Annotated in this window: 15 protein-coding genes; all 15 read left to right on the top strand. The window is 25.2% G+C overall.

Annotated elements, in window-relative coordinates:
* The first annotated feature begins 3 nt into the window (after positions 1 to 3).
* The 15 genes from nadE to mnmA all read left to right on the top strand — a co-directional run bounded on the left by nadE (position 4) and on the right by mnmA (position 15,222).
* Positions 4 to 732 carry an NAD(+) synthase gene (nadE, locus tag STAIW_RS01645; protein WP_020834126.1) on the top strand — a complete coding sequence of 243 codons (729 nt, stop codon included), beginning with the start codon at positions 4 to 6 and terminating at the stop codon, positions 730 to 732.
* 74 nt (positions 733 to 806) lie between these two features.
* On the top strand, positions 807 to 1,298 hold the full coding sequence (locus tag STAIW_RS01650) for a hypothetical protein (protein ID WP_020834127.1): 492 nt from the start codon (positions 807 to 809) through the stop codon (positions 1,296 to 1,298).
* A gap of 97 nt (positions 1,299 to 1,395) precedes the next feature.
* Entirely contained in the window at positions 1,396 to 1,662 is a 267-nt protein-coding gene (locus tag STAIW_RS01655; RefSeq protein WP_020834128.1) for a TIGR04561 family membrane protein, read from the top strand.
* 36 nt (positions 1,663 to 1,698) lie between these two features.
* Entirely contained in the window at positions 1,699 to 3,240 is a 1,542-nt protein-coding gene (locus STAIW_RS01660) for an MSC_0882 family membrane protein (protein WP_020834129.1), read from the top strand.
* Positions 3,222 to 4,334, top strand: a complete 1,113-nt coding sequence (gene hemW, locus STAIW_RS01665; RefSeq protein WP_020834130.1) for a radical SAM family heme chaperone HemW — start codon at positions 3,222 to 3,224, stop codon at positions 4,332 to 4,334. The genes STAIW_RS01660 and hemW overlap by 19 nt, the downstream gene beginning before the upstream one ends.
* A gap of 1 nt (position 4,335) precedes the next feature.
* The gene (locus tag STAIW_RS01670) at positions 4,336 to 4,845 is read left to right on the top strand and encodes an isochorismatase family protein (RefSeq protein ID WP_020834131.1); all 510 of its coding nucleotides are present in this window, start codon (positions 4,336 to 4,338) and stop codon (positions 4,843 to 4,845) included.
* Between the two features lie 51 nt (positions 4,846 to 4,896).
* Positions 4,897 to 5,094, top strand: a complete 198-nt coding sequence (locus STAIW_RS01675) for a hypothetical protein (protein WP_020834132.1) — start codon at positions 4,897 to 4,899, stop codon at positions 5,092 to 5,094.
* A 241-nt stretch (positions 5,095 to 5,335) separates the two neighbouring features.
* Entirely contained in the window at positions 5,336 to 5,596 is a 261-nt protein-coding gene (locus STAIW_RS01680) for a hypothetical protein (protein ID WP_020834133.1), read from the top strand.
* Between the two features lie 184 nt (positions 5,597 to 5,780).
* The gene (locus tag STAIW_RS01685; RefSeq protein ID WP_020834134.1) at positions 5,781 to 7,928 is read left to right on the top strand and encodes an ATP-dependent Clp protease ATP-binding subunit; all 2,148 of its coding nucleotides are present in this window, start codon (positions 5,781 to 5,783) and stop codon (positions 7,926 to 7,928) included.
* Positions 7,929 to 7,988: 60 nt separating this feature from the next.
* The gene (hrcA, locus tag STAIW_RS01690) at positions 7,989 to 9,011 is read left to right on the top strand and encodes a heat-inducible transcriptional repressor HrcA (RefSeq protein ID WP_020834135.1); all 1,023 of its coding nucleotides are present in this window, start codon (positions 7,989 to 7,991) and stop codon (positions 9,009 to 9,011) included.
* 1 nt (position 9,012) lies between these two features.
* Positions 9,013 to 9,639, top strand: a complete 627-nt coding sequence (locus tag STAIW_RS01695; RefSeq protein WP_020834136.1) for a nucleotide exchange factor GrpE — start codon at positions 9,013 to 9,015, stop codon at positions 9,637 to 9,639.
* A 20-nt stretch (positions 9,640 to 9,659) separates the two neighbouring features.
* Positions 9,660 to 11,456 carry a molecular chaperone DnaK gene (gene dnaK, locus STAIW_RS01700; protein ID WP_020834137.1) on the top strand — a complete coding sequence of 599 codons (1,797 nt, stop codon included), beginning with the start codon at positions 9,660 to 9,662 and terminating at the stop codon, positions 11,454 to 11,456.
* Positions 11,457 to 11,511: 55 nt separating this feature from the next.
* Positions 11,512 to 12,654: a DnaJ C-terminal domain-containing protein gene (locus STAIW_RS01705; protein ID WP_020834138.1), complete on the top strand. Its 1,143-nt coding sequence runs from the start codon at positions 11,512 to 11,514 to the stop codon at positions 12,652 to 12,654.
* Positions 12,655 to 12,781: 127 nt separating this feature from the next.
* Entirely contained in the window at positions 12,782 to 14,086 is a 1,305-nt protein-coding gene (locus tag STAIW_RS01710) for a hypothetical protein (protein WP_020834139.1), read from the top strand.
* A gap of 11 nt (positions 14,087 to 14,097) precedes the next feature.
* Positions 14,098 to 15,222 (top strand): tRNA 2-thiouridine(34) synthase MnmA, encoded by a 1,125-nt coding sequence (mnmA, locus tag STAIW_RS01715; protein ID WP_020834140.1) that lies wholly within the window; start codon positions 14,098 to 14,100, stop codon positions 15,220 to 15,222.
* The last annotated feature ends 38 nt before the right edge of the window (positions 15,223 to 15,260 follow it).

Genomic DNA, 15,260 nt, shown 5'->3' on the forward strand with positions numbered 1-15,260 from the left:
TATATGGAATTAAAAGATTACTTAAATTATTTAGTTGAATGAATTAGAGAAGAAGTAAAAAAATCAAATCAAAAAGGTGTAATTGTTGGTATAAGTGGAGGAATCGATTCTGCACTTGTAGCTGCTCTTGCAAAAATAGCATTTCCTGAAAATTACTTAACTGTGTGAATGCCTTGTGATTCAAGTAAATTAGATGAGGAATGTAAAGAAGAATTAGTTAATACTTTAAAATTAAAGTCAGTAACAGTTGATTTGGCAAAAACATTTTTAACCTTGAAAGAGGATTTAAATTTTTCAGGAATTACACAATCAAAGTTAGCACTTGCAAATACAAAAGCAAGATTAAGAATGACTACTTTATATTCAATGGCCCAAACACATGAATATTTAGTATTGGGAACAGATAATGCCGATGAATGACATATAGGGTACTTTACAAAATTTGGGGATGGAGGAGTAGATTTATTGCCAATAGTTCATTTATTAAAAAGAGAAGTTAAAGAAGCTTCACAAATTTTAAATATTCCTCAGAAAATAATTAATAGAGATCCAACTGCTAGTTTATGAGAAAATCAAACTGATGAATCAGAGATTGGTTTTGGTTATGATTTAATTGATAATTACTTAAGTGGAAATGAAGTTCAAAGCGAGGTAAAAATCAGAATTGATCAATTGCATAAAATTTCAGAACATAAAAGAAATTTAGCGCCAGTACCTAAAAAAAGGAATTAAGTTTATATAATTAAAACTTTATTGTAATAATAAACTATTTTAATAGATAATTAAATTAATAAGGAGATTTTAACATGACAGAAATACAAGCAAATGAAATAAGTGAATTTATAGATCAATTACATGATGAAACAGCAGATAAAATGTTTGAAGAATTAATTGCAGGTATGAGCTTATATTTCGCAGTAGTTTTATTTGGAGAAGAAATTGATAAAAATTATGAAAGTTTAATAAAAGAAGGAAAAAGTATTGAAGAAATATCAACAGTTGTTAAAAATAGTGAGCTCGGAGAAGAAGAAATTTATTCAGCTTTAATGGGGTCCTTACAAGAAGAAAGTGATGCTGAGAATTTTGCAGCAGATTGTGTACAATCAATTGCATTCAGTCCAGAATATCCGCAAGAAGTTTTAAAAAAATTAACAGAGCTAGAAATAGAATTGAGTGACTTCTCAGCTAATTTAATAGTTACATTTAAAGATCAATTTATAGATTTTTTTGTAAATGATTTAGATGTAATTGAGTGAAAAAATGATATTATAGATGCACTTGTTGCAAGTTGAGATTAAAATGAATTAATAATTTATTTTTTTATTTATTATGTTAATATAATATTGATTGAAGATAGGGTATCTGCAATTATGGGCTCAAATAAAGGTGATATTAATGATAGCATTATTTTTAGTAGAATTTAAGGTATTAAATTTTGTTTTACCACTTTGATTAGTTTTACTAATTTTTGCTTTTATTGGTATAATTTGTCTTTTATTATATTTTTTAATTCTTTTTCAAAAAAATAGAAAGTTCTATTTTGAAAAAGAGGAAGTTTCAGCAGCAGAATTTAAAAGATTAGAAAAATTTGAAATGCAAAGAAATTACTTTGAGTTAGAAATAGCTAAAGTAAAAAAAATATTAAAAAATAAAGAGAAATAAATATTTATTTTTTGCTTATAAAAAGGGGGCGTTTTTATGAGTGGATTATTTAATCCTTTTAAAAATAATTTTAAAAATAATGACCAGCAAAATGCTGGAGATTTTAACGTTCAATCTTCACAACAACCTGTAATGACCCAAAATTCATATAATAATAATAATTTGGACGAATATCAAAGAAATTTAATTAATAAAAAAAATCAAAATGAAAATTTTATTAGGCCAAGAAAAATTGAATTTGAAAATAGCTATTTAAATCAATTAAATCAAACGCCACAATTTTCAAGACAAAATAGAGAAATTATTCAAACTAATTATATTAATTCTAATGATCCCCAATTTATGAATAATCAAAATAGATTTATGAATCAAAATCAAAATATTAGACAATCTGCAAATCAGCAATTTATGCAGAATAATTATTATCCTCAAAATAATGCTCAAAATTATAATTTAAGACAAGAATATTTAGATTTTGAAAATCAAAATTATTTTGACTATGGAAATTATAGAGATGAAAATCAAAATAATAGGATGATTTATAATTTTCAGCAACAAAGTAATTCAAATTTTTATAATCAACATAATAACTTTTATAATGAACAACCTATTTATGAAGAATTTTCAAATTATAACAATAATATGCATTTTGGTTATTCAGATTTCTCAAATAATAATCAATTTTATAATTCAAATGATAGATATAATTATAATCCAAATGTTAATTATTCATTAAATAGTGCAAATCAATACAATCCATATAGTCAATCATCTTATAGAAATAGACTACAATCATCAAATATAATTCCAAAACCAATTTCGAAAGAAATTAGAAGTGAGAAGTTTAGATTATTTTTCATGTTTATTTTTGGAACAGTAGGAATAATAACTTCATCGTTAATGTTAGCAGTTTATTATAAAACAGTTGGTACTGAAAATAAAATTATTGGCTTAGATTATACATCAGTTATGTATCCATTCTTTTCAATTTTATTATTGATTATTGCTATTGCGTTCTTTGGGGTTAGTTTAACAGACTATACTTTATTGTATTCAAATGTTAAAAAATATGAGAGAGAATTACTCTTAGGAAACGAGTCAGTTCCGTATTTTATTACAAGAAATTACAGATCACTAATTTCAAGAGCAGTATATTTAAATTGATTTTCATTTTCATTTTATATAATTAGTGCAATTATTTTAGGATGTTTATATGGTTTACAAGCTCAACATGAAACAGGCAATACAGAAATTTATATTTTATTTTGAAAAATTGGTGAATTAAAATCTCTTGAATCAGAAATTACGATAACAATAATTATTTTATTTACTGTTCTTGCAATTCATGTTGCAAATATTGTTACTTCAAGAAGCAGAAAAAATAATATTATTTCTTATTATGGTTATGAAGTAATTCCTCAACAAGAAATTAAAGAAATTAAAAAAAGAGCAAATAAAATATGCTTAATTATTTTCTTCGTAACTTTAGCAATAATTTTATTCTTAATTGTAATTCCTTGATTAATAATTAGAAAAAAAAGAGGTCAATCACTTAAACCATGAGGAACAAAGAGTTAGTAAAAAGAGATATTGATAGTTTATATGTTCACATTCCATTTTGTGAACATATTTGCTTTTATTGTGATTTTGTAAAAGTAAAAAAACCAAAAGATCCAATAGTAATTGATAAATATTTGAATATTTTAGAAAAAGAACTAGTTGATTATAAAAATAGATTAGAAAGTATAAAAAGTATTTACATTGGTGGAGGAACTCCTAGCTGTCTTGATAATGAACAAACTAAGAGAATGTGTAAAATTCTTAATAAGTATGTAAATGAAAAAAATGTTGAATTTTCTATTGAATTAAATCCAGAATCAGTAACTGAGGAAAAATTAAAAATTTATAAAAGTTATAATATAAATAGATTGAGTATTGGTGTACAAACTTTTGATAATAATTTATTAAAAAAAATTGGTAGAATTCATGATAATTCAATAGCCCTAAATGCTTTTAAATTAGCTAGAAAAGTTGGTTTTAAAAATATAAGTATAGATTTAATGTACAATTTGTATGATCAAACAAAAGAAAATATTTTAGTTGATTTAGAGTATATTAATAAACTAAAACCAGATCATATTTCTTGATATTCATTGATAATGAAGGAAAAATCAGTTTGAGGACGTAAAAATATGAAAGTTCCTGAAAACGATGAATTATTTGATGATATTGTAAATGATGGTTTGGAAAAGTTGGGCTATATTCGCTATGAAATATCAAATTATGCCAAAAAATTAGAAACTAAATCCATTCATAATATTTCATATTGAAATAATTCATTATTTGCAGGAGTTGGAATTGGTGCAACAGGTTTCGAAATGATTGATAATAAGTATTTTTTAACAAGAAATGAAGGAAATATATTAAATTATAAAAAAGAATTTGAAGAATTATCAATAGAAGAATATTATTTTCAAGTTATTATGATGAGTCTTAGATTAGTAAATGGATTAAACCTGTTAGAAGAAAAAAATAAAGAAATTTTTATTTTTTTTAAAGAAAAAATAAATTTAAAAATAAGTCAAAATTTATTAGAAATAGTGGATAATCATCTTAAATGTACAAAGAGAGGTTTTAATATCCTAAATGAGATATTAATTGATTTTTTATAAAATGAAAAAAGCATTAATTGTTGTAGACTATCAATATGATTTTGCAGATCCAAAAGGTACTTTATATGTACCAAATGGAGAAACTTTAAAAAAAGGAATTCAAAAGAAAATTATTGAGTATAAGAATAATAATAATTTTGTAATATTTTCTGGAGATTTTCATCCTAAAAATCATGTTTCATTTAAAGTTTGACCAGAACATTGTTTAATAGATTCAAAAGGTTGTTCTTTTTATATAGATTCTTCAAAAGCAGATTTAATTATAAAAAAAGGGTCAGAAAAAAATTATGATAGCTATTCAGCATTTTATATTGCAAAAGATTTGAATATTGAATCAGAATTAGATAGTTTTCTTAAGAGAAATAATATTAAAGAAATAGAAATTTGCGGATTAGCCCTTGATGTTTGCGTTAAAGATACATATGAAGATGCAAAAAATAAAAAATATAATGTAAAAGTCAATTTAGATCTTTCAAAATCTATTGACCAAAATTTTATTTTAGAAAATTAAGAATATTTAACTTTCTATTTTTTTAATCGATAGTAAAAGTGGAGGAAAAAAATGGAAAGTAAAAAAATACTTACACAAGATGATAATCTTATATTTCTAAAATTTATTAATGAAACAGGGATTATTAATTTAAAAGAATATATTTACAATTTTTTAAATGAAAAACCAACTAAAATAAAAGAAAAATATAGTTTCTTAATAAGTGAGGCAATTAAAAAAATTGTTTTAAAAAGGTTGTTTCAGAAATAGAAATTGATTTTAATAATAAGTTTATATTATATAAATTAATTGAATTTATATAATATAATACAAACTTCTTTTTTTCAAAAAATTTTAAAAATTCTGAAAGCTTAAAAATATTATTAAATGTCTTTATTATTAAGCAAGTATTTTTAAATCAATTAAGATATAATCCTGAAATTTGATTTAATTTATCAAAAACTCAAAAGAAAAAAAATAATTCTAAAAAAAGAATAGGTAAGTTAATTACATGATGAGTTTATTAATAGTTGATTTTTCTATATTTGAAAAATCAACATTAATATTTTCAAATGAACAAAAAGAAATTTTATCTTTGATATTAAAATCTGAAAATATTGAGGATTTTATGGAATTAAAAAAATACTTAAAAATAAATGTTTTTAAATATTTACCACTAAGAATTATGTTATTACAAAGAGAAATTATCAAACAAAAAAACAAATTATCTGTTAGAGAAAATTCAAAAATTACTTATAATACTTTTATGTAAATGATAAGTTTATTTGTAGTTAATAATTTAACTAAACAAAATTTGCATTAAAAAGCACTTTTAAAGTGCTTTTTAATTTTTTTAAAAAAATAGCACTTAGGTGTTGACTTTGCTAAAACTATAGGTAATATATTATTGATTAGCAATTAATTAGATAGAGTGCTAATTATAGGGAGGAATAAATATGGATTTTTTACAAAAACCAGATCCTTTAAATGATCCAGAGATTTTAAGTAAATATACTAGAGATCTTACATTGGATGCAAAAGAAGGAAAAATTGATCCAATCATTGGACGTGATGATGAAATAATGAGAGTAATAAGAATTTTAAGTAGAAAAACCAAAAATAATCCTGTTTTAATTGGTGAACCAGGAGTAGGTAAGACTGCAATTGCAGAAGGTCTTGCACAAAGAATAAATAAAGGCGATGTTCCCAGTGTTTTAAAAAATAAAAAAATTTTAGAACTAGATATGGGTAGTGTTATGGCTGGAGCTAGTTTTTTAGGTGATTACGAAGCAAGAATTAAAGGAATTATTAATGCAATTCAAAAAGAAAATGGGGAAATTATCCTATTTATTGATGAATTACATTTAATTGTTGGTGCTGGAAAAACAGGAAATGGTGGAGGAATGGATGTTTCAAATTTACTAAAACCTGCTCTAGCGAGAGGTGGAATTAAAGTAATTGGGGCAACAACTTTAAAAGAATATAGAGAGTATATTGAAAAAGATGCTGCTTTGGAGAGAAGATTTCAAAAAGTTTATGTTTCAGAACCAACTATTGATGAAACCATTTCAATTTTAAGAGGTTTAAAAGAGAGATTTGAAACTTATCACGGAGTTAGAATTCATGATAATGCTCTTGTTGCAGCAGCTCAATTAAGTGATAGATATATTTCAGATAGATTTTTACCAGATAAAGCTATTGATTTAGTGGATGAAGCAAGTGCAACAATTAAAACAGAACTTGCTTCTGTTCCAACGGAGTTATATCAAATTGATAGAAAAGTTATGCAACTTGAAATTGAGAGAGCTGCTCTTTCACAAGAAAAAGATGATAAATCAAAAGAAAAACTTCAAATTTGTGAAAAAGAATTAGTTAGTTTTAAAATAAAACAAAAAGAACTTAATGATAAGTGAGATGAAGAAAAGACACTTTTATCAAAAATAAATCAATTTAGATCAACAATTGATGGCTTGAAAATTGAATTAGAGCAAGCACAAAATGAAGGAAATTATCAAAGGGCTGGGGAAATTCAATATTCTTTGCTTCCTGCATTAGAGAAAAAATTGAATAATGCTTTGAGTGAAAACGCAGAGAAATTAATATCTGAAGAGGTAAGTGAAAATGAAATTGCATCAATTATTGCAAAGTGAACAGGGATTCAAATAGAAAATTTAATGGAATCAGAAATTCAAAAATTACTTGGATTGAGCACTACCTTAAAAAGAATGGTAAAGGGACAAAATGAAGCAATTGAGTTAGTTGCTGATGCAATAATGAGGAGCCGTAGTGGAATAAAAGACCCAAGTAAACCAATAGGTAGTTTTCTATTTTTAGGACCAACAGGAGTTGGTAAAACTGAAGTAGCAAAATCATTAGCAAAAAATTTATTTGGAAGTGAGAAAAAAATGATTAGGTTTGATATGTCTGAATATATGGAAAAACATTCAGTTTCAAAACTAATTGGTTCTCCACCAGGTTATGTTGGTTATGAAGAAGGGGGAAGATTAACTGAAGCAATTCGTCGTGCTCCCTATTCAATTATTCTATTTGATGAGGTGGAAAAAGCTCACCCAGATGTTTTTAATATTTTTTTACAAATATTTGATGACGGAAGAATTACAGATTCATTAGGTAAAACAGTTGATTTTAAAAATACCATTATTATAATGACTTCAAATATTGGTTCAGAGTACTTAATGTCAACTCCATCAGAATTAATTAATCAAGAAGTAATTGATGAACAATTAAAAAAATTTTTTAGACCAGAATTTTTAAATAGAATTGATAATATTATTAACTTTAATCCATTATCAAAAGACAATATAAAAGAAATTATTGTAAAAACTTTAAATGAATTAAAAGAAAGAGTTTTTGAAAAAAATGAATTTATTATTAATTTCACAAATCAAACAATTAAAAAAATTTTAGATGAAGGATTTAGTAAGGAATATGGTGCAAGACCAATAAAAAGATATATTGAAAAAAATATAGAGACTTTAATTGCTAGAGCAATTGTGGCAGAAGATATTGAACCAAAAAGAAATTATGTTATTGATGTCGAAAATGATATTTTTAGAATAACTAATTCAAATAAATTAAATTAGCACTTGATTAATAAGAGTGCTATTGGTAAACTAAAAATGAGTTGTCAATGGAGGTATTTAATGTTAACAAATCGACAAGAATTAATTTTACAAGCAATTATTGAAGAATACATTAAAACGGCTTTTCCTATTGGTTCAAAAAGAATACAAGAGGTATTAGAAATAGAAATATCTTCAGCAACAATTAGAAATGAATCTGCTTTTTTAGAAGAACAAGGTTTTTTAGAAAAAGCTCATACTTCTTCAGGTAAGGTTCCTTCAACAAAAGGTTATAGATATTATGTTGATAATTTAATGAAGTCAAATAATATTGATGATATTAAATTACAAATAGAAGAAATTTTTAAAAAAAGGGGTGCAAGTATTGATGAAATTTTGGAACAAACTTCAGTAATTTTAAGTGAAATGACTAAATTAGCAACAATTGTTGCAACTTCTAATGAATTAGAAGAACTTCTTTTGTCAAAAGTTGAATTAGTTCCAATTTCAAATCAAAAGGCAATTATTTTATTTGTACTTTCAAATGGACAAATTCAAAATAAAACAATTAGTTTGGACAAAATTTCATTAGAGGAATTAAGAATATCAATAGATTTATTTAATGAAAGATTAATTAATTCTAAAATTTCAGAAATTGAGACAAAGTCACAAGTAATTATTCCTATTTTGAAGCAACAAGTTAAAAAATATGAATTTATTCTACAAACCCTAGTAAATGCTTTATTGCATACAGATTCAAATAAATCTAAAACAAGGGGTGTAAAATATTTACTTGAAAATCCAGAATTTAATGATCCGTTAAAAATAAAAAAAGTTATTGAATTTATTGAAAATGCTTCACCATTTTCGTGATTTAATTATCAAAGCAAAACTGAAAATAAAGCAGCTGTTGCTATTGGATTTGAAACAGGAATTGCAAATGATGATATAGCAGTTATTGGAACAAAATTCCCCACAAAAGGTGGGGGAAAAGGTGCACTTGCACTAGTTGGGCCTAAGAGAATTGAATATGATAAAGTTTCAAAACTTTTAGAATGAATCTCAGAAAAAATTGAGGAAAAATTTTCAATAGAAGGAGAATAAAATGGATAAAAAAGAAAAAAAAATTATTTTTGATTTATTAGACGATATAAAAATAAATTTAAATATTGATTTAAAATCTGATGATAAAGATAAGAAGCTAAAAAAGGATAAAAAAAATGAAGATGAAATTGAAATAGACATTGAAAAAAAAGAATTATCAAGTGTTGAAAAACTTGAATTGGAAATTGCAAATTTAATGAATGAAATTTCAAAATTAGAGGAAGCAAAATTAATGGCTATTGCAGATAATCAAAATACTGTAAGAAGATTTCAAAATGAGACCATGCTTATCAAAAAATATGGTGGGGAAAAATTAGCAATTGAATTATTACCAGCAATTGATATGTTTAGAACTGTTTTAAAATCTTCTCCAGATAATCCTGAAATTAAAAATTATTTAATGGGATTTGAAATGATTATTAGTCAAATTGATCAAGCATTATCAAATTCTGGAATACAAATAATTGAAGTAAAATCTGGAGATGAGTTCAACCCAGAACTTCATACAGCAATTGAACAAATTGAAACAGAAGAGTTTGAATCAGGTAAAATTACTTCTGTAGTATCAAATGGATATAAATTACATGATAGAGTGATAAAACATGCAGCTGTAAAAGTTGCTAAATAAAGTAAAAGGAGATTAAAAATATGGCAAAAGAAAAAATTATAGGAATAGATTTAGGTACAACAAACTCATGTGTGGCTGTAATGGAAGGGGGACAACCAATGGTTCTTGAAAATCCAGAAGGACAAAGAACAACTCCATCAGTTGTTGCTTTCAAGAATAGTGACATTATTATTGGAGGGGCTGCAAAAAGACAAGCAGTTACAAATCCAAATACTGCAATATCAATAAAGCGTGATATGGGAACATCAAAAAAGGTAAATCTAGAAGGAAAAGATTATACACCTGAACAAATATCTGCAGAAATATTGAGATATTTAAAAAAATATGCTGAAGATAAAATTGGTTCAAAAATAACAAAGGCTGTTATTACAGTACCTGCATATTTTAACGATTCACAACGTAAAGCTACAAAAGATGCAGGTAAAATTGCAGGTTTAGAAGTAGAAAGAATTATTAATGAACCAACTGCAGCTGCATTGGCATATGGAATTGATAAACAAGATAAAGAAATGAAAGTTTTAGTATATGACTTGGGAGGAGGAACATTTGACGTTTCATTACTAGAATTAGCTGATGGAACTTATGATGTTTTGGCAACATCTGGGGATAATGAACTTGGTGGAGATGATTTTGATAAAAAAATTATGGATTGAATAGCTGCAGGAATTAAAAAAGAGCATTCAATTGATTTATCAAATGACAAAATGGCATTACAAAGATTTAAAGATGAAGCAGAAAAAGCAAAAATTAATTTATCAAGTCAATTAGAAACAGAAATTAACTTACCATTTATTGCAATGAATCAAAATGGACCAGTTAACTTTTCAACTAAATTATCACGTGCTGAATTTGAAAAAATGACAAAGGATTTAGTTGAAAGAACTAGAAAACCAGTTGAAGATGCATTAAAAGAAGCAAAATTAAAAGCAATTGAAATTGATCAAGTATTATTAGTTGGTGGTTCAACAAGAATTCCAGCTGTTAAAGAATTAGTAACATCATTATTAGGAAAAGAACCAAATAGAACTATAAACCCTGATGAAGTTGTTGCAATGGGAGCTGCTATTCAAGGTGGAGTTTTAGCAGGTGATGTTACAGATGTACTTTTATTAGATGTAACTCCATTAACTTTAGGTATTGAAACAATGGGGGGTGTTATGACACCTTTAATTCAAAGAAATACAACAATTCCAACTGAAAAAGCTCAAGTTTTTTCAACAGCTGTAGATAATCAACCAGCAGTTGACATTAATGTTTTACAAGGTGAAAGACCCATGGCAGGAGATAATAAATCACTTGGTCAATTTCAATTAACTGGAATAAAACCTGCTCCAAAAGGAGTTCCACAAATAGAAGTAACTTTTAAAATTGATGTTAACGGTATTGTTTCTGTTACGGCAAAAGATAAAGATACAAATGAAGAAAAAACAATTACAATTTCTAATTCTGGAAGTTTGAGTGAATCAGAAATTGAAAGAATGGTTAAAGAAGCCGAAGAGAATCAAGAAGCAGATAATAAAAAACGTAAAAACATTGAATTAAAAAATAAAGCAGAAAGTTATTTAAACATTATTGAAGATTCTTCAAAGGATTCTGGTGCTCAAATGACTGATGAACAGAAAAAACAATCTGAAGATCTTGCAAAAGAAATTAGAGAATTAATTGCAAAAGAAGATTATGATACTCTAGATAAAAAAATGACTGAACTTGAACAAGCAATGAAAATGGCATCAGAAATGGCTGCGGCTCAAGCACAACAAACTCAAGAAGCTAAACCAGAAGAAAATAAAGATCAAAGTCAAGAAGAAAATAAATAATTATAAAACAAATTATATTTGTTTTATTTTTTACAAATAGATAAAGAGGTATATTATGGCTAAAAAGCGTGATTATTATGAAATATTGGAAGTAGCAAAATCTGCAACCGAAGATGAAATAAAAAAAGCTTATCGTAAATTAGCTAAAAAATATCATCCAGATATTTCAAAAGAACATGATGCTGAAGAGAAATTTAAAGAAGCAACAGAAGCAGCCGAAGTTTTATTAGATAAAAATAAAAGACAAACTTATGATCAATTTGGTCATGATGGTCTAAATGGCATGGGAGCTGGTTTTGGAGGATTTGGAGGTTCTGGATCTGAATTTAGTGATTTCTTTTCAAATATGGGAGGAGCTTCAGATTTCTTTTCAGATATTTTTTCAAGCTTCTTTGGTGGTTCAAGAACTTCATCACGCGAAAATAGAAGAGGAACTTCAAGAGGTAGAGATATTGTAATTGAAGTAATTCTAGAACTTAAAGAATTATTGTTTGGAATTGACAAAGAAGTAAAACTTGATTTAATTTCAAAATGTGATGATTGTAATGGAATAGGTGTTAAATCTAAGGCAGATATAATGGAATGTGATGTTTGTCATGGTATGGGTAAAGTTTTTGTAATTCAAGATATGGGAATTGCAAAGTTTCAAACTGAGAAAATATGTCCAAAATGTAAAGGCATTGGAGAAATTACTTTAAACCCATGTAAAATTTGTCGTGGTGATGGAACAACTCTGAAAAAAGAAACAATAGTAATGCCAATACCAAAAGGTCTAATTCCAGGTCAACAAATTGTTTTAAGAAATGTTGGTAACTATTCTAAGGATGGAGGAGAAAAGGGACATTTATATGCAAATATAAATTTAAAAGCTTCAAAAAATCTTAAAATAGTTAATGAATATGATATAAAATTTAAATTTAATTTAAATTACATTGATGCTCTACTCTCAAATGAAATTTCAATTGATACATTGGATGGAGTTATTAATGTAAAAATTCCAAAAGGTATAAAAAATGGGGACTTAATTACTGTGAAAAATCATGGTTTATATAAAGGAGTTAAATCTTCACATAGAGGAAATTTATTATTAGAAGTAAATATAGTTCTTCCAAATGAAGTATCAAAATCTGAAAAAATTTCATTAGAATTGATTCAAAAAGATAGTAATTTTAAAGTTAATAATAATCTTAAAGAATAATTTAGATTTATTATTGAAATTAGAAAGCCCATATTTTTATGGGTTTTTTTAAATAAATTACAACCTTAAAATAAACTTAGTATTTATTAATTCTTTTAATAAATGTATAATTTAAAGGGGTGTAGTTATGGCAGATAAAATAAAAATAATTAAAATCAAAAAAGCATTTTCATCTGAAGATGAAAATAGTAAAAATTCAGATAAAACAAAATTTTGATTTGAAGATGATGTAAATTCAATTTCAACTGACTTTGATAAAACAATAAAAATTGAAAAAAAAAGCTTATCAAAAATTAGTCTTGTCCAAAATGCAAACTCCCATTTTTTTAGACCAGAATTTAGCTCAGATTTCAGTTTTAAAAAAAGTGATATTGAAAACTCAAAATTTGACTCTTTAAATATTTTGGATGGATTTAAAAATAAAAAACCTTCAAGTATTCGTGAAGAAATTTTAATTTTGCGAAGACAAAGTTATAAAAATGAGCAAATTGAAAAAGAAAAATTATTGGAAAAATTAAATGTGGATTTAAATTTTAAAGATAATTTTAAAAACTATAATTTAGTTGAACAAAATTCTGAATTTATAATTAATAGCAATGATAGCAATGATAGCAATGATAGCAATGATAGCAATGATAGCAATGATAGCAATGATAGCAATAGTAATACCAATAGCAGTTTAAAAACTTCATTTGAACCTAAGCAGTACCCTTTTATTGACCCAAATAACTTATTTTTAACAAAAAAAACAAAAGTTAGTAATTTAAAATTTTTTTCCAAAAATAATTGAATTTTGTTTAATAGTTCACAGCAAAAAAATGAGAATTCTACTAAAATAAATTTGAATGAAGAGAAAGAAGTCTTTTCATCAACAAATAGTAGATTCATGCCTGAGGAAAAACAAAAATTTTTAGAAAAAACTAAAACTGAAACAACTTTTTTAAATAATTTAGAAAGTAAAAATATGGAAAAAATTATTCCTAATAGGCTTAAAGAACAAACTGAACAAAATCAAGCAGAAAATAAGAAAAATATTGATATAAATTTTAATAAAAAACCTATTGAAAAAGAAATGAATTTAAATGAATTAAATAATTTTTTAGATAATTCTCATAATTTATCTTTACCAGTAATTAATGATTTTAATTACACAGTTGCAAATATGACAGATGATTTGCAAAGAGCAATAAATAAACTTGAAGAAAGCAGTGAAAAAATTAGGGAGCGAGAACGTTTTTTTGAACAAAAAAACAATACAACACAATTAATAAATAATCTTGTTCAAGACGCAAAAAAAATTCAAAATCATCAGGTGGATCCTTCAAATTTTGATGACTTTGAAAGTTGACTTGAAAAACCAAAGATGACAAAAAAAATGCAAAAATTAGCTAAAAAAGAACAAAAAAATATTAAAAAACAAAAAAAGAAATAAGAGGAGAAACTATGAAAAAACAAAAAGTAATAGTTGGATTAAGTGGAGGAGTCGACTCTTCTGTTGCTGCTGCAATTCTTCTTGAACAGGGTTACGAAGTAGAAGGTCTTTTTATGAGAAATTGAGATAGTAATTTAAATAATGATATATTGGGAAATAATCTAAATACAAGTATTTGTCCTCAAGAACAAGACTTTTTAGACGCTCAAAATGTTGCAAATAAGTTAAAAATAAAACTTCATAGAGTAGATTTTATAAAAGAATATTGAGACTATGTATTTGATTATTTTGTAACAGAATATAAAAAAGGAAGAACACCAAACCCTGATATTTTATGTAATAAATATATAAAGTTTAATAAATTTTTAAATTATTGTATTGACCAATTGGGTGCAGATTTTATTGCAATGGGTCATTATGCTGGAGTTAATTATAATAATGAACAAAAATATTATGAATTACTAAAAGGTTTTGATGAAAATAAAGATCAAAGCTATTTTCTTTGTCAATTAAATCAGAAACAATTATCAAAAACAATTTTTCCTCTTCATAAATTTAAAAAAGATGAAATTAGAAAAATTGCAAAAAAATATAATTTAATAACTGCAGATAAAAAAGATTCTACTGGTATTTGTTTTATTGGTGAGAGAAATTTTACAGAATTTCTACAAAATTATATTCCAAATAAGCCAGGAGATATAATTGATATTAAAACAGGAAAAAAAATAGGAACTCATATTGGTGTTATGTATTATACAATTGGTCAAAGAAAGGGTTTAAATCTTGGTGGTCAAAAAGAACCCTACTATGTTGCTTTAAAAGATGTAGATAAAAAAATTATTTATGTTTCACCATTAAGTGATACAAAGTACTTGGAGTCCAAAAAATGTATTGTTTCTAATTTTAATTTTATTCTAGATTATAAAAAAATCTTTAATTCAGAAAAATTTAATTGTAAAGCAAAATTTAGATATCGTCAAAAAGATATTAATGTTTCAGTTATAGTACTTGAAAAAGATAAAATTGAAATAATTTATAATGAACCAGTAAGAGCAGTTACTGAAGGGCAAGAAGCAGTTTTATATTTAAATAATATTTGTATTGGTGGGGGAACAATTGAGCAAGTTAAAATATAGTTGTTTTTAATTTAGTAAATAATGTAAAATCAAATTAG

Source organism: Spiroplasma taiwanense CT-1 (assembly GCF_000439435.1).
Classification (GTDB): Bacteria; Bacillota_I; Bacilli_A; order Mycoplasmatales; family Mycoplasmataceae; genus Spiroplasma_A; species Spiroplasma_A taiwanense.